Genomic DNA, 19,104 nt, shown 5'->3' with positions numbered 1-19,104 from the left:
TACATACCGAAACATGGAGTTGTGGCTGGGCGTATCCAGTCTGGCGGCTCTTATTTTCGGTGCCACGCGGGATTGAAGCGCCGACACGCCGCGGTCTCGGTCAGGTGCAGAGGCCGAGCGGTCAGCCCGGCCGGACGGTGGCATTGCTCATGGCGGCAGCTTCGCACGCAGGCCGATCGGCCAATCGATCGAGGGGTCGGTGCGGACATAGCCAAGACCCTTCACGCCGACCTTGATCCACGTCTCGTAGCTTTTGAGCAGATCGGAGGCGATCTTGAGCCTGACCTCGAAGACGAGGCTGTCGCGCTCGACCTGCGTCTCGACGGCCTTCGGTGTGAATTGTGCCTCGCCGGATACGAAAGAGACCGTTGCCGGCACGACATATTGCGGCAGCGGGTCCAGGATGATGCGGGCCTCGTCACCGATCGAGAGCTGTTCGGCCGCCCGTGCCGGCAGGAAGATCGTCATCGAGACGTCGGAAAGGTCGAGAAGCGTAGCAACCGGCGCCCCCACCGCCAAAAACTGGCCCGGCTGGGCCAGGCTGTACTCGACACGGCCACGCCGTGGCGCCCTCAGCACGGCATCGTCGAGCAGCGACTGGACGCGCGCCACTTCTGCCCGCGCCGCGTCGGTCGCGGCCTGCGCCGCGTCCCGGCTTGCGAGCGCCGCTCTCCGGGCTGTGGCGGCGACCTCGACCTGCACGCGGCACAGTTCGAGTTGCTGCGCGGTTCCGGTACCTTTCTCGGTCGTCAACCGGACGCGATCGAAATCCAGCCGGGCGAGTGCCAGTTCGCCGTCGCGCCGCGCGAGCGCCGCCTGCGCTCCGATCTGGCCCGCCTGGCTGCGCCGGACCTGCGCGGAGGCGCCGACAAGCTGCTCGTCAAGCTCGGCGGTGTCGATGCGGGCGATCGGCGCGCCGGCCTCGACGATCCGGCCCTCTTCGAAGAAGAACTCGGCCAGGCGGCCGGCGAACTTCGCGGAGATCAACATCTGCTGCGCCTCGATGCGGCCGTTCGACATTGTTACGTTTGGTGGCGTGCGCTGGCCGGTTATCCTGCCCCACAGGGCTTCAAAGCTGGAGGAAAACGTTGCCGCGCCATCCTCCGCGAAGGCCAAGCCTGCGGCGCAGAGAAAGAATGCAGCCGAAACCACGATACCAAGCTGCCGTTTTCTCAAGGTGGAGCCTCCCGTCAACTACGAAGGCGTTGCAGATGCCGACCTCCTGACAATGATGAAGGTCGTCTTCCTTCACATAGGTCACGAGCGCCGGCGTCAATTGCCAGCGACAATCGTGCCTAGTCGAGAAGCTCGCGAAGGCGTATAGCCAGTTCCCGTGCGGTATAGGGCTTCTTCAACCAGCTGCCAGATTGGGCAAGCTCTCGGCCGGCGATCGTCGGTTCCGCATAGCCGGACGTGAAGAGGACCTTGATCTCGGGCTTCAGGCTTCGGACCGTATGGGCAAGCTCGTCGCCGGTCATGCCTCCGGGCATGACGATGTCCGTAAAGAGCAGCGCGACATCCGGATTTTCCTCGAGCAGCGCCAGCGCGGCGTTGCCGTCGGCCGCTTCGACAATCTGGTAGCCTGCCTCGGAGAGCCTGGAGACGGCGACACGGCGCACGCGCGGGTCGTCCTCGACGACGAGGATCTTCTCGGAGCCGCGGGGAATACTGGGCTGCTCCAGTTCGCTGGCGTCCCTCCCGTCGTGCGCCTCGCTCGCCGCCCTGTGCGCTGCAGGCAGGAAGATGCGCACGCTCGTGCCCTGCCCGATCTCGCTGTAAAGCTGGATGTGGCCGCCTGACTGCTTGGCGAAGCCATAGACCATGCTGAGACCCAGGCCCGTGCCGGATCCGACGCCCTTCGTCGTGAAGAAGGGCTCGAAGGCGCGCTCCTTCACCTCGGTCGTCATGCCGGGGCCGGTATCGGTCACCGAAACCAGCACATAGTCGCCGGTGCGCACCTGCGGGTACATCTGGGCGTAATCGAGATCGAGCTTCACGCGCGAAATCTCGATCGAGAGCCTACCGCCACGCGGCATCACGTCCCTGGCGTTGAGAACAAGGTTCAGGAGCGCGTTCTGAAGCTGCGATCCGTCGACCAGCGCCTCGTTGGCGGCCCCGGTCACGATCGTGCAGAATTCGGTTGCCTCGCCGAGCGTTCGGCGCAGGAGGTCCGAGAAGCTCGATACAAGCTGGCCGACATCGACGATCGTCGGATTGAGCGGCTGGCGGCGGCCGAAGGCAAGCAGCTGGCCGGTGAGCTTGGCGCCGTCCTCGGCGGCTTCCTGGGCCTCACGCAGGAGCGGACGCAGCTTCTCGTCCTTGAGCCTGTCCTCGATCATTTCGAGATTGCCGCTGATGACGGTTAGAAGGTTGTTGAAATCATGAGCGAGCCCGCCGGTAAGCTGGCCGATTGCCTCCATCTTCTGCGACTGGCGCAGCTCTTCCTCGATCTTGTGGCGGCTGGTGAGATCGCGGATGAAGCCGGTGAAGATGCGCTTCCCATTTGCGATCGCCTCGCCGACCGCGAGCTCCATCGGGAAGATGGAACCGTCCCTGCGCCGGCCACTGACGACGCGTCCATAGCCGATGATGCGTCGCTCGCCGGTCTGCATGTAGCGCGACAGATATCCGTCATGCGCATCATGGTCCGGCTGCGGCATCAGCACCTTGACGTTCTTGCCGCAGACCTCGCCAGCCGAATAGCCAAACAGCCGCTCGGCCGCCGCGCTGAAGGAGGAGATCGTGCCGGCGTCGTCGATGACGATCATCGATTCAGGCACGGTATCGAGGATCGAGCGCAGATGCGCCTCCCTCTCTGCCAGATCGTCCTGAACTCTCTTCATCTCCGTCACATCGTTGTTGGTCTGGATGATGACCTGCCTGGTGTCGAAGGATGGGTTGATCAACGTCCAGCGCGTGGCGACAAAGAGCGTGCGCCCATCCTTGCGGCGGTGCACCACCTCGCCCTCCCAGGCCCCCTCTCTTCGAACCTTGTCGCGGATCGCCTCCAGAGGTTTCGGAAACTCCGTTGCGAGAAGTTCGTGAACGACGCGCCCGAGGGCTTCCTCCCGCGACCAACCGTAGAGCCTCTCGCAGCCTGCCGTCCAACGGCTGATCACGCCGTCGAAGCCGTGGATCATGAGGTTGGCGCCGTCGAGCAGTCTTGCGATTTCGTCGAGTTCGGTCTCGGTGGTCAGTCTGGTCGGTTCGCCGTTCATGGCACTTTCAAATAACAGATTCAGTGACGCTGGCCGCCACCGTATGCGATCAGGCCGCCTTCGTCGCCATCATATTCGTCGTCGCCGGAAAGCTGGACAAGCGCGCAGTATCTCGTGATTCGCACGGAATGGCGGCCGGCCGAGGCGAGTATGCCCTTGTTGGCGAGCTTCGTCATCGTGCGCGACACCGTCTCGATGGTGAGACCGAGATAATCGGCAATATCGAGCCGCGTCATAGGCAGTTCGACGATCGGATTGGCCTGGCGATGGCCGGGGTTCCGGTGAAGCTGCTTCAACAGAAACGTGCAGACCCGCTCCTCAGCACTCTTGCGCGAGAGCAGCACCATCTGGTCCTGCGCCGCCGCCATCTCGTCGCAGAGCCGCGCGAAGACCTCCGGCCGCAACTCCGGCGAGCTGCTGACCTCCGCCTCGAAGGCCTTGCGCAGGATGCGCCGCACCTTCGTATCGACAATCGCTTCCGCGCTGTAGAGATAATGGTTCCTCAGCGACACGCCCACGATATCGCCCGCCTGCAGGAAGCCGGTGATGACGCGCCTGCCGTCCGAAAGGATCTTGAAGATGCGCAAGCCCCCTTCGAGCACCTCGAAAAGGTGCCTCGCCGCATCACCCTCGAAGAACAGCGACTGCCCGGCACTCAGATGCTCGATCGGCTGCCTCCCGAAGAGCGCGTGCAGGCAGTCCGGGCCGGAGCCGAGGTGCGGTGAACTTGTGATCTCCCTTAGGTATTGAGGATTGTCTGCCCGCAACATTCTGGTCCCTCCGTGCTGTCGATGCGCCCAATTGACCCGGTGCAGGTGACAGGCAGATGCCGCGCTTGTGAAAGACGGTGCAGTCTTGTAACAGTCAGTAACACGCAGCGCCTTGAGACACTTACCGGATGGATGATGGCCGCCAACCAACATCATGACGCGCAGCTTCTCGTCGTCGACGACGATCCGCGTATTCGCCAGATGTTGACGCGGTACTTCGAGGACGAGGGCTATGGAGTCGTCTGCGCCGCCGATGGCGCGGAGATGCGCAGCCGCCTGCGGCAGCGGAATTTCGACGTGATCCTGCTCGATCTCGTCCTTCCCGGTGGCGCCGACGGTCTCGATCTCGCCCGGGAAATCCGCGCCCAGTCCGACGTCCCGATCATGATGCTGACAGGGCGCGACGATGTGGTCGACCGCATCGTCGGCCTTGAAATCGGTGCTGACGACTATATCGCCAAGCCCTTCCATCTGCGTGAGGTTCACGCCCGCCTGAAATCGATCCTGCGTCGCCGCCAGCCACAGGCGCGTCCTGCCGAGCCGCCCGTCGAGGAGGTCGTCGGCTTCGAGGATTGGAAGCTGAACCTCAGCCGCCGGCAATTGCTCGATCCCGAAGGCAGGGAAGTCGAGCTGACGACCGGCGAGTTCGAGATGTTGACGGCCTTCGTGCGTCATGCGGGCCGCGTGCTCACTCGCGAAGTACTGATGGACCTGACGCGCGGCCGCAGCCTCGAGGCATTCGACCGCACGATCGATGCCCAGATCGTCCGCCTGCGCCGCAAGATCGAAACCGATCCGAAGCGGCCACAGTTCATCAAGGCCGTCCGCGGCGTCGGCTACGTCTTCACCGCCAAGCTGGATTGAGTAGGCCTGCCTACAACCGATAGACCAGACCGTGATCCCATCGATCGCGGAATGCCTCGTCGGCAATCTTGTCCCAATCGTCGGTACCGAGCGTCCAGAAGCGCATGTAAACGCACCGCGCATCCAGTGCGCGCTGCTTGACGAGCCCAAAAAGCTCGCGCGCGATACCATCCTCATGGAGCGGGCTGACGACGATGAAGATCGGGACGTCGAACAGCCTCCCGGCAAACGGATGATCACAGAGGCGGGCAAGCAACATCCCCCGGACATAGCCCTGCCGATCCGTCGCCACGGTGAAGCGATTGCGCTCGAAGATCGTGCCGACCGCCCCACGCCACCGCTCGATCGCCAGACCCGGCATCACCGCCTGCATGACGGCATAGGCACGATCGACCTGGCTTGCCCTGAGCGGCCCGATATCGTAGCCGAAGCTCATCTCCGCGTCCTCCTCTAAGGCGTCATCCATCGCAATGTCGGATGCCGCCGCTCTCCTCCGGCGGCATCACGGCCCGGCCTTCAGCGAGCAAGGAAGAGTGGCAGTCGCGCCTCCTCCAGCATCGAGCGGGTAACCCCGCCGAAGATGCGCTCCCGCAGGCGCGAATGGCTGTAGGCGCCCATGACGATCATGTCGGCACCGATATCGGAAGCGTGGCGGCGCAGGACCTCGTCGACAGCCCGCCCGCCGCTCGCCATCACCTCGACGATGGCATTTGCGCCATGTCTTGCGAGATAGGTGGCAATATCCGCGCCCGGCTCCTCGCCATGAACACGCGGCGAGGCGTCAGGATCGACCATCACGATATGGACGCTTTCTGCCTTATTGAGGAATTGCATCGCAGCACGGATCGCATGGCCTGCCTCGTCCCGGGAATCCCAGGCGACGATAACGCGGCGCGGCTGCAGCGTCGCTGCCTGTCCCTTTGGCGTCGCAAGAACCGGCGTGGGCGACTCGAACAACGCCCCCGACAGCGCTCGTGCGGCCAGATATTCGTTCGCGAGCGTTCGGCCGCCGATCAGCACCAGGTCCGCGTAGCGCGCCCGCTCCCCGATCCGTGAATCCGCCCAGCCAAACTCGGTATAGAGAGACTGGACGTCGAAGGAGATGCCCTGCGGCTCCAGCAGCACCTTCACTTTTGCCGCCTGTTCCTCGACCTTCGCAATGTCGCGCTCGCGCTCCTCGAGCCAGCCTGTCGAGAGTGCCGCGCCGTAAGCGCCGATCGGCGGCGGCGCAGCGAGTGAAACCACCAGTACGGAAAGATGCGCATCGCCCGGCCGGCAAAGCTCGATGGCCGAACGGATATCGTCGGCGCCCTGGTCGACGCCGATGATGCTCAATATGGTCTTGAATGGCATGGTCCTGCCCTCGTCTCGTTATCGGATGCTGAAAGCTTATCCCGTCGCGAGCGCCGTGCTTTGATCGGCATCAAGATTGGCGCGCCAGGGTGGATGCTTCGCCGAGTTTGACGTCGATCAAGGTGCGCCCCGCAGCGGCCGCTACGCTCCCTCCCATGCGTTCAGGGCGCGACCTTCCTCGCAATCCTGCTCCGGCAACCGCCATCCGATTCCGGGCTCGGCCACTCACCGTGGTCGAACGCCCTTCCCGCCAGGAGAAGACAATGCTCGTCAAGGACATCATGTCGCCGTCACCGATAACCGTCACCGCTTCCTCTTCTGTCGCAGACGCCGCCGGGCTGATGCTCGAGCACGGCATCAGCGGCCTCCCGGTCGTCAACGCCAATGGCGCGCTTGCAGGGATTGTGAGCGAAAGCGATTTCCTGCGCCGCGCCGAGCTCGATACCGAGCGCGAGCGCTCCTGGCTGCGTGATTGGCTGACGAGCCCCGGCAGAATGGCCGACGAATACGTCCGCACCCATGGGCGCCGCGTCGAGGACGTGATGAGCGCGCCAGCCGTCGCGATCCCGCCAGGGGCCACGGTCTCGGATGCGGTCCATCTGATGGAGCGATACGATATCAAGCGCCTGCCCGTCGTCGCCGACGGCCAGATCATCGGCATCATCTCCCGCTCGGATCTGGTACGGGCTCTCTCGCGAGCCCTTTCCGCCGCTCCGGCAACAGCCGAGGACGCGCAGATCCAGGCAACGGCAGAGGCCGAGCTCGGACGGCAGAGCTGGAGCCGCAACGGCTTCATCCATTGCCATGTCGTCGACGGCGTCGCCCTGTTGACCGGCACCATCTTCGACGAGCGCGAACGCCTTGCGGCAAGGGTCGCCGTCGAGAATATCCCGGGCGTCAGGTCGATCAACGACCAGCTCGTCTGGATCGATCCCTATTTCGGTGTTGCCCTGCCACCGCCGGGTGCCGAGGCGAGACAGGCTTGAGAGAGAGCCTGAGTAAATCGGCAATCAAGTGCAGCTATCCGCGCCGGATTTGACGGGGATCAACGCGGGCGAGCTCAGAATCCGCGACAAATGCAACAGGCCGCGAGGCCGGACGCCGACCGATGCAAGGGGCGAAAGGAGCAGATCATGCAAGCCAAGGACATCATGACCACCGAAGTTGTCTCCATCAGCCCGGCATCCAACGTCCGGCGTGCGATGGGGTTGATGCTGGCGAAGGACATCAGCGGCATGCCGGTCGTGGACGATACCGGTCGGGTGTGCGGCATGTTGACAGAGGGCGATCTCATGGCCCGTCGCGAGATCAGGAGTGCGCCGTGCTCGCAGGCTGAGAGCAAGATACCCACCGAGGCCGATCTCGAACGCTATATCCAGAGCAACGGCTGGTCCGTCGGCGATGTCATGTCGCCGAACGTGATCGCAGCCGATCCGCAGAGCGAGGTCGCCGATCTTGCCGAAACCATGCGAACGCGGAAGATCAAGCGCATTCCGATCCTTCAGAACGGCCGCCTTGTCGGCATCGTCAGCCGCCGCGACGTGCTGCGGGCAATGTCGGAGGCGACGCAGGAAGCCGTCGCCAGGGGTGACGACGCCGTGCGGCTCGCCATCATCACCCGCCTGCACGCCGATCTCGGCCTTGGTCGCGAAAATATCGAGGTGAGCGTCGGCAACGCCCAGGTTCTGGTCGAGGGCGAAGTCGAAACCGAGCTGCAACGCAAGGCGGTTAAGGTGCTGGTGGAAGGTGTTTGCGGCGTCGCGGGCTACGTCGACAAGCTGCGCGTACCGTCCCGCGCAGCCGGCCAGGACGCTTGATCAGGACCAAGGCCACGCTGCCGGACATACATCCGATCTGAAGGCATGAACGAGGCGGCTCCGATTCCGCGTCACCACACGGAACTTTCCCAGGGCGAGGCCAAGGCATGGCTGGAGCGCTCTGGCCGACCTACCGGACCTTGATCCAGAGGGGATGCCGGCCGGGCACCTAGCTCAGGCGCACCAGGCCGGGCCGTCCGGCTTTCTCGCAAGCCCCTCATTGGCAAGCTGCGCACCGAGCGAGCGGCCGTTCCTGAGAACGAGGCGGGTCTTGCCGCCGTCGCCGCCTTCCGACGATCCGGATGCCTTGATGACGAAGGGGCCGGCATTGAGAAGCTTCAGCAGGCGGACCTTGGCGGCGAGGCCAACCCGACGCTCGTCCTCGCAGCGGGGAGCGGCCACGCCCGGGCTGCTGACGTCCGAGATGCGGATCATCTCGCCCTTGTACCAGAAGGTATTGCCGTCCTCGACGCAATTGACGTGCTTGCCCTGGCCGCAGAAGCCGAAGGCAGCGGATGCCGTCTGCTCGCCGCCGGTGACTGCGACAGGTGCGGCTGGTCGCATTGCCGCGGGCTGGGCGGCCGGGACCGGCACGGAAGGAATGGCGACAGATGGCTTCGGCACAGATGCCGTGGTCGTCGCTGGGCGCGGGGGCGGTGATGCGAGCGCCACCTGCTTCGGCGGCGCCTGCCTGGCGGATACCTGCTTCGGTGCCGGCTCCCTGGCTTTAGCGGCAGCCACCTCGCCCGTGCTGCTGCTGGAGGCATGGCGGGAAAGCATCGGCGCGACGCTCTTCCAGTTGTCGTAGAGCGCGATGCCACCGATCGCCATGACACCGATAGCCGCCCAGGACAGCAAGTTGCCGCCGCTGCGCGCCCTGGATTTGCCTGACGATTTGCGGCGGCTGCGGCCGCGCGTTGCTGCTTTGCCCATCTGCCCTATCCCGTTGCGGGCGGATTATTGCCGCCCAATCCTTACCGAATGGTTGGCGACTGGCACATTCCAGCACAGTTTAACGCGGAAGACCGGCCTTCAGCAGCCCCTCGCGAAAAAGCTCCCGATGCTCGTCAAGCTCCAGCACTATCACCCGTGAAAGAAACTCGTCGACGGAGAACTCGGGGCGCGCCTTCAGCACCTTGTCCGCTTCCTCCTTTGCCTCGCGCATGTGGCCAAGGTGGGCGAAGCAGGCGGCAAGACGCGCGTGAACAACAGGCCCCGGGTTTGGCATCTCGCCCAGCGCCTCTGCAGCCTCCGCAAAGCGCCCCGTAAGAAAGAAGATCGTGGACCGGAGGCCGTCATACCAGGGCGGATGGAAGGGGTTCAGACGCATCCCCTCTTGAGCCCATGTCTCCGCCTCGCCAATTCTTCCGCGCCTCGCCATCAAGGCAGCCACCTGGACCAGGCAATGAGCGTCATTGGGATTGAGCTGGTGCGCGCGCAGGAGATGGCGCTCTGCCATGTCGAACTTGCGGCGATAGAGGCTGACCAGCCCCAACAGGCGATGGCAGACGCTCTCCTGCTCATCGAGCATCGTTGCCTTTCGTGCGAGTTGTTCGGCGCTTTCCAGGATTTCGCTGGGTGCGTCGGCATAGCCGTGCACGGCCATGCGGCTGAGCGCAAGGTAGGCATATGCCCGCGCAAACTGCGGATCGCGCTCTATCGCGGCCTCGAACATGGCGCAGGCCTGATGATTGTCGTCATCTTCATAGCCATGCAGATGCCCGAGGCCCCTCAGGTAATATTCGTATGCGGCCAGGCTGACGGTCGGCTTGCGCAGCGATTGGTGAATCGCCTCTTCTTCGATCCTGCCGGCGAGCGTCGCAACAATGGTGCGCGCCACGTCGTCCTGTACGGAAAAGACATCCGCCAGATCGCGGTCGTAGCGTTCCGCCCAGACATGCGTGTTGCTTGCAGCCTCGATGAGCTGGACGTTCACACGGATACGATCGCCCGCCCGGCGCACGCTCCCCTCCAGAACAAAGGAGACTCCAAGCTGCCGCGCGAGCTCGCTTGCGGAAAGCGGCTTGTCCCTGAGCGCAAAGGAGGAATTGCTCGCCACGACGGAGAGAGAGCGAAATCGCGCCAGCCCGGCAATGATTTCGCGCGTGATGCCGTCACTGAAGAATGCTTCCTCTGCTTGACCGGACAGATTTTCGAAGGCGAGGACGGCAACGGACGGACGCTCGCTATTGGCCCTCTGCGCGGTGATCCTTGCCGCTGCCGCACTCCAGTGCCAGACGCGCACCGGCCGCGCGATGTTCTTCAGGCGGAGTTCACCGCCTTCCTCGAAGGCCACGCTGTCCTTGCCGGCAAGCTGACTGCGCACGATATCGGAAATGCATATTCCACCGGGCCGGGCCGCTCCTTCCAGCCGTGCGGCCACATTGACGCCGTCACCATAGAGATCGGCACCGACCACGACGACATCGGCAAGGTTTATCCCGATGCGATAGAGTATCCGGCATTCGAGCGGAGCCTCCTGTTGGCTCGCGTCGACGCCGTTCTGGATCGCGATCGCACAGGCGACCGCGTCGACCGCAGAGCTGAAGACGACGAGACTACCGTCTCCCATCTCCTTCACGATGCGTCCGCCGTGGGCGGCAACCGCGGGCTCGATGAGCGAGGAAGACAGGCTTCGCATGGCATCAAGCGTCCCGGCCTCATCCGCCTCCATCAGGCGCGAATAGCCGACGATATCGAGGGCCATGATCGCTGCCAGCCGTCGCTCTGTCCTTTCGCCAGCCATGTCATCCTCCCCCAGCTGCGAATTCTAGCCTCAGAGACGGAACTTCAAAAGAACAAAGGAGACTGGCCGGTGGCGGCCGGAGAACCAACCACCCGCCCGCGCGTTAATGACTTCGGCGGCGATGCGCACCATCCAGCAATCGAGAATGTCCATGGACCTGATTCTTGCCGATATGTTTCCCGAGTCCCGGATTCACTACCCGGTCATATTCGCGCGGCTGGTCGGCGCGGTCGTGCTCGGAGGCCTGATCGGCCTTGAACGCGAGGCGCGCAATCGAGCAGCCGGCTTTCGCACCCACATTCTCGTCTGCCTCGCCGCCGCCCTCTTCGGCATCATCTCGATCGAAGCCGTGCACATGTCGGGCTTTGCCAACGACCAGCAGGTCCGCATAGATCCGCTGCGCGTCATCGAGGCGGTGACGGCGGGTGTCGCCTTTCTCGCGGCGGGCATGATTGTCTTTGCAAAGGGCGAGGTTAAGGGCCTGACGACCGGCGCCGGAATGTGGCTCTCGGGCGCGATCGGGCTCGCCATGGGCTTCGGCTACTGGCCGATTGCCGTTTTCGCGACGGTTTCGGCGGTCCTCGTGCTCTTTGCCTTCGGCAGGCTGGAAGACCGGCTTCTCGCCGGACGCAACGGCGACGACGAAAAGCAGAGCCATGAAAAGGAAGAAGGCTGATTCCTGGGATTAGCCTTCGGATTCATCTGGCACCTTCTGACCGACCGGCACCGGCCTCGGTGGTCCGCGACGGGCAATAGCCGCGGGCTCCCCGGTCAGTTGCATCGGCCATGTCGGTGAATTCGGCTTGGTCTGCCGCTTGCCTTATGGCACGTCACTCGTTCTCGTGACGCGCAAGCACTTTCGGATCGATCGTTGTCGGCTTCATTTCAACTCGTTGGCTGATGCTCAGCTTCCGCGAACCGGTTTTGCGACAGGCTTTGTCGCCACCTTACCGGACGAGGCCTCGGGGCCGCCTTTCGACAAGTCGCTGCCGCCGACATGAGCCGGCACGTGAAGGTCTTCATGCACCGCCGGCGGGAGCGTGAGATCGACATTATGCGGCGGCATGACCTGGGCATTGCGCAGGGAATTGCTGCGTGCCTTCTTCATCCGTCTTGCCATCTCGGTCCGCTTGTCCGGTGCATGGGGTGTGGTTTGCGCCATCGGCCATCTCCTTCTTTCTCGGCTGAAGGCACTCGCCTCCAGAAGATACTAACCCCCGGGGCCAAGCTTTTGTTCCGGCAAATTTCCGGGTGCTCGGATCGGGGCCGCCTCTTGACGACGCCGCGAAGTTGATTAACTACTGGGGTGTTCCGCACCCTTGACATCGGGTGTTGGAAGGAACTTTGGTGCCGGGCCCCTCTGGCGAGAGTATAAACGGCGCTCTCGCGATGTCGGTACCGCCTGCGAAACCAGCCGGCGGACTCTTTCTTATGAAAAAGCTGACCATGCCTTGCCCGCATGCCCGTTGTGGTATGCCGCATTCTTTCACCCATAACTCGACATATGTTCTGGCTCTGCCGCACGAGGTGCGCCCATGAGCCAGCCAGCCTCTCACAAAACCAGTCTTGGATATTTCACCTGGGCCTTCATCGTGACCGGTGTCGGCCTGTTGCTCGGCGCGCTGCTGGGCTGGCAGACGACGGGTACCATCGGCGGAATGGCGACCGTCTTCTTCATCTGCACGGTGCTTGCCGTGCTGGAGATTTCGCTCTCCTTCGACAACGCCATCGTCAATGCCAACAAGCTCAAGGAGATGACGCCCGTCTGGCAGCACCGCTTCCTGACCTGGGGTATCATCATCGCCGTATTCGGCATGCGTATCGTCTTCCCGCTCGCGATTGTCGCCATCGCGGCGCAGATCGGCCCCTGGGAAGCGCTCGTGCTCGCCGCCCGTGAACCGGACGAATATGCCCGCATCATGAATGATGCGCATCTGCCGATCGCTGCCTTCGGCGGTACCTTCCTGATGATGGTCGGCCTCACCTACTTCTTCAACCAGGAGAAGGACATCCACTGGATCGTCTTCCTCGAGAAGCACATGTCGCGCTTTGCGACGATCAAGGGCATCGAAATCGCCTTTGTCCTCCTGCTCATTCTCGGCTTCGCCGAGCTGCTCGAGGGCGAGGAGGCGACCACCTTCGTCTACAGCGCGATCTACGGTCTCCTGACCTTCCTCGCTGTGGAAGTCGTGGGCGGCCTGCTCGACGCCTCGCAACAGACGATGAGTGCCGCGGCGAAAGGTGGCCTCGGCGCCTTCATCTATCTGGAAGTGCTGGACGCCAGCTTCTCGTTCGACGGCGTGATCGGCGCCTTCGCGCTCACCCAGAACCTGTTCATCATCGCCATCGGCCTCGGCATCGGTGCCATGTACGTGCGTTCGATGACGATCATGCTGGTGGAGAAGGGAACGCTCGCCGAATACCGCTACCTGGAGCACGGCGCGTTCTACGCGATCCTGATCCTGTCGGTCATCATGTACGTGCAGACCCTGGTGCATATCCCCGAGGTCATCACCGGCCTCGGCGGCGCGGCGCTGATCGGTATCTCGCTCTGGTCGTCCATCCAGTACAACAGGCGCGAACGGGCAGAGGCGGAAGCCGGAGAAGGCCAACGTCTCCAGGCCTGATCGAGACAGCAAGGCCGCGCTCTTTAGGCGCGGCCTCCTCACGAGATGATAGAAAAAAATAAAGCCCGCGACCGAGAGGTTGCGGGCTGCTTTCGTTTGGGCGTCTGCCTTGCGCGCTAGCGCTTACTGGCCGACGCGGTCGAATGCTTCGGGGTTGATCCCGAGCGTGTTCAGGTCGCGTGCGCGCGGGCGGCGATGCGCCTCGACGGCTGCACTGACGGCATTGGCGGCACCGATCACGGCAAACGCACGACCGAGGAGACCAATCTGGATGGACTTGCGGATGGACATTTTCTTCTCACTTGGCTTTTTACGAACAGCTTAAATATGGTGCGCCGCATCAAATCCGCAATGCGCATGAATTCAGCTCAGCCATGCAAAAAGAAGAGGCCGGGCATATTGTTGCGGCCCGGCCTCCCTTCAGTCGTTTCTGGCTCTTGTCAGTCTTCGTTCGCCGCCAGTTGCGAAAGCACCTGCCCGCGCCCGCGTGCACGCAGGACGAGTGGAATGATGAAGGCCGCCGCGGCGACGAGCAGAAGTCCCGCCGCGATCGGCGACATGACCAGCGTCGTGATATCACCCTGGCTGATCGCGAGCGCCCGGCGCAGCTGCTGTTCGGCAAGCGGGCCGAGGATAAGCCCCACGACCACTGGCGCGATCGGATAGCCGAAGATGCGCATGATGAAGCCGAGGATGCCGAAGACGAGCAGCATGCCGAGCTCGAAGACCGACGGGTTGGCACCGATCGTGCCGAGCGTCGCAAAGAGCAGGATGCCGGCATAGAGCCACGGCCGCGGGATCGTCAGCAGGCGTACCCAGAGACCGATCATCGGCAGGTTCAATACCAGCAGCATCGCATTGGCGATGAGCAGGCTGGCGATCAGACCCCAGACGAGTTGCGGATTGGTGGCAAACAGCAGCGGACCGGGTTGCAGCCCGTACTGCTGGAAGCCGGCGAGCATGATTGCCGCGGTCGCCGTCGTCGGCAGGCCGAGCGTCAGGAGCGGCACCAGCGTGCCGGCCGCCGAAGCATTGTTTGCCGCTTCCGGACCCGCAACGCCCTCGATCGCGCCCTTGCCGAACTCATCCGGATACTTGGTGAGCCGCTTTTCCGTCGCGTAGGAAAGGAAGGTCCCGATCTCCGCTCCGCCGGCCGGCATCGCGCCGATCGGAAAGCCGATCAGCGTGCCGCGCAGCCAGGGCTTCCAGGAGCGAGCCCAATCCTGCGCGTTCATCCACAGCGAGCCCTTGACCGCCTCGACCTTGTCCGGGGCGCGGCTGCCCTGCGCGGCGATATAAAGCGTTTCGCCGATGGCAAACATGGCGACTGCAAGCGTCGTCACTTCGACGCCGTCCAGAAGATCGGGGATGCCGAAGGAAAGGCGCGCCTGCCCGGTCTGCTGGTCGATGCCGATCATGGCGAGCGCAAAGCCGATGAAAAGCGAGGTGAGACCTCGCAACGCCGAATCGCCGAATGCGGAGGAAACGGTGATGAAGGCGAGCACCATCAGCGCGAAGTATTCGCGCGGGCCGAAGACGAGCGCGAGCTTGACGATATAGGGCGCGATGAAGGCAAGCCCGAGCGTCGCGATCAGCCCGGCCACGAAGGAGCCGATCGCTGCGGTGGCGAGCGCTGGGCCACCTCGCCCGGCACGGGCCATCTTGTTGCCCTCGAGCGCGGTGACGATCGAGGAACTCTCGCCCGGTGTGTTGAGAAGGATGGAGGTCGTCGAGCCGCCATACATGCCGCCGTAGTAGATGCCGGCAAACATGATGAGGGAGCCACCCGGGTCGAGCTTGTAGGTGGCGGGCAGCAGCAGGGCCACCGTGAGCGCCGGACCGATGCCCGGAAGCACGCCCACGGCCGTTCCGAGAGTCACGCCGATGAGTGCGTAGAGCAGGTTCATCGGCTGCATGGCGACCAGGAGCCCCTGGAACAGGAATTCGAAAGTGCTCATCTTGGCGTCCTAGAAGAACAAGTGTTCAAGCGGCCCGGCCGGAAGCGTCAGCTGCAGGAGCCGCGCGAAAATCGCCCAGACGATGAAGCTCAGGACGATGCCGAGCGGCAGCGAGATCCAAAGCTTGCGTTTGCCAAAACCGAAGGCCGTCAGCGCGAAGAGAGCGCCGGTTGCGATCGAGAAGCCCGCGAGACGCAAGAGTGCCATCTGCGCGAGAAGGCCGGCCACCACCCACAGGACGGGTCCGAATTCCTGATGTTCGCGCTCGGGAAAGTCTCCCCTCCAGGCCTCGAACACAGTCCAGACGCCGAGGACGAAAAGACCGGCGGCCACAACCATCGGCACCGTCGTCGGGCCGATGCGGTCATATTGCGCAATCGTGCGGAGGTGCGAGGCATCCCAGAAGATGACCACGGCAACCACGAACAGAAAGACGGCAATGACCAGCGCCGCCCAATCAGGACGGCGCTTCGTTGCGAAAGGGGTTCCGCCCTCGCTCATTGAACGAGCCCGATCTCTTTGAGGATGCCCTGGGTCGCAGAGACATCCTTCTCGAGCTGAGCCTTGAACTCGTCGCCGGAGAGGTAGGTGTCTGCCCAGCCCTTGGTCTTCAGCGTTTCCTGCCAGGAGGCGGACTGGTGCAGCTTGTCGAAATCGGCGGCGATCGCGGCGACTTCCTCATCGGAAAGACCCGGTGCGGCAGCGACCATGCGCCAGTTCTGGATCGAGACATCCGTACCCGCTTCCTTCAGCGTCGGCGCGTCGATACCCTCGATCCGCTCGTCGCTCGAAACGGCGAGAAGACGCAGCGTGCCGGCCTTTACCTGCGATTCGAACTCGCTGTAGCTCGAAACGCCGGCCGTGACCTGGCCGCCGAGGATGGCAGCAAGCGCCTCGCCGCCGCCCGAGAAGGCGACATAGTTGATCTTGGTCGGGTCGACACCCGAAGCCTTGGCGATCAGGCCGGCGGTGATATGGTCCGTGCCGCCTGCAGAGCCGCCGCCCCAGGAGACCGCACCCGGATCGGCTTTCAGCTTGGCGACGAGGTCTGCCATCGTCTGGATATCGGACGAGGCAGGCACGACGACAGCTTCATATTCGCCGGTGAGACGGGCGATCGGCGTGACGTTGGCGAGCGTGACCGGCGACTTGTTGGTCAGGATCGCACCGACCATGACGTAGCCGCCGACGATGAGCGCGTTCGGATTGCCGGCGCTCTGGCTGCTGAACTGGGCGAGGCCGATGGTGCCGCCGGCGCCGGGAACGTTCTGGACCTGAACGCTGCTGGAAATGCCCTCCTGCTGAAGGGATGACTGCAGCGAACGCGCCGTCTGGTCCCAGCCACCGCCGGGCGCGGCCGGTGCGATGATCGTATAGTCAGCCGCATAGGCCGGCAGCGCGATGGCAGCCGCGAAAATGGTTGCAAGGAAAGTGTGCTTCACGATGTGTCCTCCGTGTGGCGGCTGAGCAGGCCGCCTGTTGTTCTTCGGAATCGGGAGGCACAGCCGCCGACGGACGCAATGGCCCTCGAATGACGAACGGAGATCCTCCCAAGCTTCAACTCTCCGCCTCCACGGAGAGGAAGTAGCCAAAGTCACCACAACAAGCTGTCATTTAGCTGACATCGGTGGGATATCCAGATCGAAAGGCCATTTTTTCGCCGCAATTGGTTCCTGCGGCCAGGGGCCGGTACATTATCTACACTGGACGCATCGACGCGCATTGCTAATATTGGCGCACTGGAGGGCGACCCGATGACGAATGGTGGATACAACCAGTTTTGTCCGGTTTCCAAGGCGTGCGAGATGCTCGAGCCTCGCTGGACGCTGCTCATCCTTTGCGAAATGTGGTCCGGCTCCTCCCGCTTCAACGAGATTCGCCGCGGCGTGCCCGGCATGTCGCCGACATTGCTCGTCAAGCGCCTGCGGGAAATGGAAGCGAACGGCCTGATCATCCGCGTCGAGAACACGGCGACCGGTGAGATTGCCTACCGCACGACGAATATGGCCAACGAACTGGAGCCCATCGTCCACGCCCTCGGCAAATGGGCGCACCGCAACATCGATACCGACGTGACCCTGGAGAGGCTCGACGCACGCATCCTGATGTGGAACATGCGCCGGAAGATCGACGTGAATGCTCTTCCGGGGCGACGGCGCAACGTCATCAAGTTCACCTATCCCGAGTTGCCTCGGGACGAGAGGAACTACTGGCTGCTTGCCAAGCCCGGCACGCCGGTCGATCTCTGCCTCACCGATCCCGGCTACGACGTCGACCTATTCGTCACGGCTGATCTCAAGGCCATGACCTCCGCCTGGATGGGATTCTCAACCTTCGAGGCGGAGCTCGCACATGAGAGGATTTCCCTGATCGGCGATACAACGCTCGCCTCCAGCATCGAGAACTGGATGGTTCGGAGTTCCTACGCGGCCGCCTGAAAGCCGAAAGCTCCGAAGCACTCCATAATCTGTACCGGCCCGGTACATTTCCTACACTAGGCTCCGTCGCGAGATAGAGGCAACATCCTGACACGAGCGGTCCAAGGGCGACTACGACAGCCGGCCGCTCCGATGAAACCCATCAAGCTATCGTACGAACCATGCGAACGTCAGGGCATCAAGCCGCGTCTGCCTGGCAACGAGGAGGATATCATGCAGACTACTCTTGGCGCGTCGCGGCAGGCCGCAGCGTCCCCGACGGCCGACCTCACCGCACTCAAGTCGCGTCAGCAGATCGCCTGGGCATCCGGCGATTATTCGGTGATAGGCGCGCGGCTGCAGATCGTCGGCGAGAACCTGTGCGAAGCGCTCGACATGCGCGGAGGCCAGAAGGTACTCGATGTCGCAGCCGGCAACGGCAACGCGACGCTTGCCGCTGCGCGGCGCTGGGCCGACGTGACCTCGACCGACTATGTGTCCGAACTTCTGGAACGCGGCAGGCAGCGGGCGATTGCAGACGGTTTGGCGGTCAACTTCCAGCTTGCCGACGCCGAGGCCCTGCCCTTTGCCGACGGAAGCTTCGATGCGGTCGTCTCGACATTCGGGGTCATGTTCACGCCCGACCAGGACACCGCTGCAAGCGAAATGCTGCGCGTCTGCCGCCGCGGCGGCAAGATCGGCATGGCGAACTGGACGCCTGAAGGCTTCATCGGCCAGGTGTTCAAGGTCATCGGCCAGCACATTCCCCCGATGCCCGGCACAAGGTCTCCGGCGCTTTGGGGCACACAGCAGAGACTGGACGAGATGTTCGGCAAGAGCGGCACGATTGCCGTCAGGCCGCGTGTCTTCAACTTCCGCTATCGCTCGCCGGCGCACTGGCTTGAAGTGTTCCGCACCTGGTACGGACCCGTCCACAAGGCGTTTGCGGCCCTGCCCGAGCCGAAGCAGGCCGAACTCGAACGCGACTTCCTCGCCCTCATCGACCGCTTCAATCGCGCCAAGGATGGCACGATGGTGGTTCCCGGCGACTACCTGGAAGTCGTTGTGACGAAGTCCTGACGAAAGACGCCGTTCGACGCAGGAACAAGGTCATGGCCCTCCGGCTCGGAGGGCCGTGACCTCGGAAATCCTTCGCCGGGAAGTCCCAGGAGCCCGAGGCCTTCCCGGCGCACCGTAATATATTACGATACTCTAAAAAATAGTCCCTCCGGCTATTGCATTGCCGCTCCGGTTGCGCAATCGTTTGGTGTAGCGACGGAGCGCGCAGGGCGCGCTTGCTGCTTTTCCTCATGGACAGACACAACTTTCAGTTC

At 63.4% G+C, this 19,104-nt stretch carries 20 protein-coding genes; 7 read left to right on the top strand and 13 right to left on the bottom strand.

Translation table 11 applies throughout. The annotated features are described in order from the left end of the window. Positions 1 to 147 precede the first annotated feature (147 nt). The 3 genes from EV286_RS21900 to EV286_RS21890 form a co-directional block, all read right to left on the bottom strand. The gene (locus EV286_RS21900; protein ID WP_132959278.1) at positions 148 to 1,176 is read right to left on the bottom strand and encodes an HlyD family efflux transporter periplasmic adaptor subunit; all 1,029 of its coding nucleotides are present in this window, start codon (positions 1,174 to 1,176) and stop codon (positions 148 to 150) included. A gap of 119 nt (positions 1,177 to 1,295) precedes the next feature. After that, positions 1,296 to 3,218: a PAS domain-containing sensor histidine kinase gene (locus EV286_RS21895; protein ID WP_132959277.1), complete on the bottom strand. Its 1,923-nt coding sequence runs from the start codon at positions 3,216 to 3,218 to the stop codon at positions 1,296 to 1,298. 20 nt (positions 3,219 to 3,238) lie between these two features. Beyond that, on the bottom strand, positions 3,239 to 3,988 hold the full coding sequence (locus tag EV286_RS21890) for a helix-turn-helix domain-containing protein (protein WP_132959276.1): 750 nt from the start codon (positions 3,986 to 3,988) through the stop codon (positions 3,239 to 3,241). Positions 3,989 to 4,123: 135 nt separating this feature from the next. Between EV286_RS21890 and EV286_RS21885 the strand changes: the two genes are divergently transcribed. After that, complete coding sequence (locus EV286_RS21885; protein WP_132959275.1) at positions 4,124 to 4,852, top strand: response regulator; 729 nt, start codon at positions 4,124 to 4,126, stop codon at positions 4,850 to 4,852. A 10-nt stretch (positions 4,853 to 4,862) separates the two neighbouring features. Here the strand turns inward: EV286_RS21885 and EV286_RS21880 are convergent, their stop codons facing one another. Together EV286_RS21880 and EV286_RS21875 are read right to left on the bottom strand one after the other, a co-directional pair. Then, positions 4,863 to 5,318: a hypothetical protein gene (locus EV286_RS21880; RefSeq protein ID WP_245500787.1), complete on the bottom strand. Its 456-nt coding sequence runs from the start codon at positions 5,316 to 5,318 to the stop codon at positions 4,863 to 4,865. 50 nt (positions 5,319 to 5,368) lie between these two features. Further along, positions 5,369 to 6,205, bottom strand: coding sequence for a universal stress protein (locus EV286_RS21875; protein ID WP_132959274.1), 837 nt, complete (start codon positions 6,203 to 6,205; stop codon positions 5,369 to 5,371). Positions 6,206 to 6,468: 263 nt separating this feature from the next. Here EV286_RS21875 and EV286_RS21870 point away from each other — a divergent pair, with 263 nt between their 5' ends. Both EV286_RS21870 and EV286_RS21865 read left to right on the top strand, forming a co-directional pair. Then, positions 6,469 to 7,191, top strand: coding sequence for a CBS domain-containing protein (locus tag EV286_RS21870; RefSeq protein WP_132959273.1), 723 nt, complete (start codon positions 6,469 to 6,471; stop codon positions 7,189 to 7,191). Positions 7,192 to 7,338: 147 nt separating this feature from the next. After that, entirely contained in the window at positions 7,339 to 8,022 is a 684-nt protein-coding gene (locus EV286_RS21865) for a CBS domain-containing protein (RefSeq protein ID WP_132959272.1), read from the top strand. A gap of 174 nt (positions 8,023 to 8,196) precedes the next feature. Here the strand turns inward: EV286_RS21865 and EV286_RS21860 are convergent, their stop codons facing one another. The 3 genes from EV286_RS21860 to EV286_RS32775 form a co-directional block, all read right to left on the bottom strand. Next, positions 8,197 to 8,955 carry a hypothetical protein gene (locus EV286_RS21860; protein WP_132959271.1) on the bottom strand — a complete coding sequence of 253 codons (759 nt, stop codon included), beginning with the start codon at positions 8,953 to 8,955 and terminating at the stop codon, positions 8,197 to 8,199. 79 nt (positions 8,956 to 9,034) lie between these two features. Next, the gene (locus tag EV286_RS21855; RefSeq protein ID WP_132959270.1) at positions 9,035 to 10,768 is read right to left on the bottom strand and encodes an adenylate/guanylate cyclase domain-containing protein; all 1,734 of its coding nucleotides are present in this window, start codon (positions 10,766 to 10,768) and stop codon (positions 9,035 to 9,037) included. 30 nt (positions 10,769 to 10,798) lie between these two features. Further along, positions 10,799 to 10,921, bottom strand: coding sequence for a hypothetical protein (locus tag EV286_RS32775; RefSeq protein ID WP_281041099.1), 123 nt, complete (start codon positions 10,919 to 10,921; stop codon positions 10,799 to 10,801). Here EV286_RS32775 and EV286_RS21850 point away from each other — a divergent pair. Beyond that, entirely contained in the window at positions 10,920 to 11,444 is a 525-nt protein-coding gene (locus EV286_RS21850; RefSeq protein ID WP_132959269.1) for an MgtC/SapB family protein, read from the top strand. The genes EV286_RS32775 and EV286_RS21850 overlap by 2 nt on opposite strands. A gap of 228 nt (positions 11,445 to 11,672) precedes the next feature. Here EV286_RS21850 and EV286_RS21845 read toward each other — a convergent pair whose 3' ends face one another. Further along, complete coding sequence (locus tag EV286_RS21845) at positions 11,673 to 11,930, bottom strand: hypothetical protein (protein WP_132959268.1); 258 nt, start codon at positions 11,928 to 11,930, stop codon at positions 11,673 to 11,675. A gap of 373 nt (positions 11,931 to 12,303) precedes the next feature. Here EV286_RS21845 and EV286_RS21840 point away from each other — a divergent pair, with 373 nt between their 5' ends. Beyond that, a complete protein-coding gene (locus EV286_RS21840) occupies positions 12,304 to 13,395 on the top strand; it encodes a DUF475 domain-containing protein (RefSeq protein WP_132959267.1) in 1,092 nt (363 codons plus the stop codon). Between the two features lie 123 nt (positions 13,396 to 13,518). On the opposite strand, the gene EV286_RS32075 is transcribed toward EV286_RS21840, so the two are convergent. The 4 genes from EV286_RS32075 to EV286_RS21825 all read right to left on the bottom strand — a co-directional run bounded on the left by EV286_RS32075 (position 13,519) and on the right by EV286_RS21825 (position 16,795). Next, on the bottom strand, positions 13,519 to 13,686 hold the full coding sequence (locus tag EV286_RS32075; protein ID WP_165932909.1) for a hypothetical protein: 168 nt from the start codon (positions 13,684 to 13,686) through the stop codon (positions 13,519 to 13,521). A 149-nt stretch (positions 13,687 to 13,835) separates the two neighbouring features. Next, a complete protein-coding gene (locus EV286_RS21835; RefSeq protein WP_132959266.1) occupies positions 13,836 to 15,353 on the bottom strand; it encodes a tripartite tricarboxylate transporter permease in 1,518 nt (505 codons plus the stop codon). A 9-nt stretch (positions 15,354 to 15,362) separates the two neighbouring features. Beyond that, the gene (locus EV286_RS21830) at positions 15,363 to 15,854 is read right to left on the bottom strand and encodes a tripartite tricarboxylate transporter TctB family protein (RefSeq protein ID WP_132959265.1); all 492 of its coding nucleotides are present in this window, start codon (positions 15,852 to 15,854) and stop codon (positions 15,363 to 15,365) included. Further along, a complete protein-coding gene (locus tag EV286_RS21825; RefSeq protein WP_132959264.1) occupies positions 15,851 to 16,795 on the bottom strand; it encodes a tripartite tricarboxylate transporter substrate binding protein in 945 nt (314 codons plus the stop codon). The genes EV286_RS21830 and EV286_RS21825 overlap by 4 nt, the downstream gene beginning before the upstream one ends. A gap of 312 nt (positions 16,796 to 17,107) precedes the next feature. On the opposite strand from EV286_RS21825, the gene EV286_RS21820 reads away from it, so the two are divergent. Then, a complete protein-coding gene (locus tag EV286_RS21820; RefSeq protein ID WP_132959263.1) occupies positions 17,108 to 17,791 on the top strand; it encodes a helix-turn-helix domain-containing protein in 684 nt (227 codons plus the stop codon). Positions 17,792 to 18,004: 213 nt separating this feature from the next. Beyond that, complete coding sequence (locus EV286_RS21815; protein ID WP_132959262.1) at positions 18,005 to 18,850, top strand: class I SAM-dependent methyltransferase; 846 nt, start codon at positions 18,005 to 18,007, stop codon at positions 18,848 to 18,850. The last annotated feature ends 254 nt before the right edge of the window (positions 18,851 to 19,104 follow it).

Origin of the sequence: Rhizobium sp. BK251, from assembly GCF_004345245.1 — a bacterium.
In the GTDB taxonomy this organism is placed as follows: domain Bacteria; phylum Pseudomonadota; class Alphaproteobacteria; order Rhizobiales; family Rhizobiaceae; genus Rhizobium.
This window is presented reverse-complemented; position numbering and strand designations above follow the sequence as displayed.

Coding starts and splice junctions, on each gene's coding strand:
- EV286_RS21830 (WP_132959265.1), bottom strand. CDS start 15,854: ATGAGCGAGGGCGGAACCCCTTTCGCAACGAAGCGCCGTCCTGATTGG.
- EV286_RS21815 (WP_132959262.1), top strand. CDS start 18,005: ATGCAGACTACTCTTGGCGCGTCGCGGCAGGCCGCAGCGTCCCCGACG.
- EV286_RS21890 (WP_132959276.1), bottom strand. CDS start 3,988: ATGTTGCGGGCAGACAATCCTCAATACCTAAGGGAGATCACAAGTTCA.
- EV286_RS21840 (WP_132959267.1), top strand. CDS start 12,304: ATGAGCCAGCCAGCCTCTCACAAAACCAGTCTTGGATATTTCACCTGG.
- EV286_RS21845 (WP_132959268.1), bottom strand. CDS start 11,930: ATGGCGCAAACCACACCCCATGCACCGGACAAGCGGACCGAGATGGCA.
- EV286_RS21875 (WP_132959274.1), bottom strand. CDS start 6,205: ATGCCATTCAAGACCATATTGAGCATCATCGGCGTCGACCAGGGCGCC.
- EV286_RS32775 (WP_281041099.1), bottom strand. CDS start 10,921: ATGGACATTCTCGATTGCTGGATGGTGCGCATCGCCGCCGAAGTCATT.
- EV286_RS21880 (WP_245500787.1), bottom strand. CDS start 5,318: ATGGATGACGCCTTAGAGGAGGACGCGGAGATGAGCTTCGGCTACGAT.
- EV286_RS21820 (WP_132959263.1), top strand. CDS start 17,108: ATGACGAATGGTGGATACAACCAGTTTTGTCCGGTTTCCAAGGCGTGC.
- EV286_RS21835 (WP_132959266.1), bottom strand. CDS start 15,353: ATGAGCACTTTCGAATTCCTGTTCCAGGGGCTCCTGGTCGCCATGCAG.
- EV286_RS32075 (WP_165932909.1), bottom strand. CDS start 13,686: ATGTCCATCCGCAAGTCCATCCAGATTGGTCTCCTCGGTCGTGCGTTT.
- EV286_RS21865 (WP_132959272.1), top strand. CDS start 7,339: ATGCAAGCCAAGGACATCATGACCACCGAAGTTGTCTCCATCAGCCCG.
- EV286_RS21860 (WP_132959271.1), bottom strand. CDS start 8,955: ATGGGCAAAGCAGCAACGCGCGGCCGCAGCCGCCGCAAATCGTCAGGC.
- EV286_RS21885 (WP_132959275.1), top strand. CDS start 4,124: ATGGCCGCCAACCAACATCATGACGCGCAGCTTCTCGTCGTCGACGAC.
- EV286_RS21895 (WP_132959277.1), bottom strand. CDS start 3,218: ATGAACGGCGAACCGACCAGACTGACCACCGAGACCGAACTCGACGAA.
- EV286_RS21855 (WP_132959270.1), bottom strand. CDS start 10,768: ATGGCTGGCGAAAGGACAGAGCGACGGCTGGCAGCGATCATGGCCCTC.
- EV286_RS21850 (WP_132959269.1), top strand. CDS start 10,920: ATGGACCTGATTCTTGCCGATATGTTTCCCGAGTCCCGGATTCACTAC.
- EV286_RS21870 (WP_132959273.1), top strand. CDS start 6,469: ATGCTCGTCAAGGACATCATGTCGCCGTCACCGATAACCGTCACCGCT.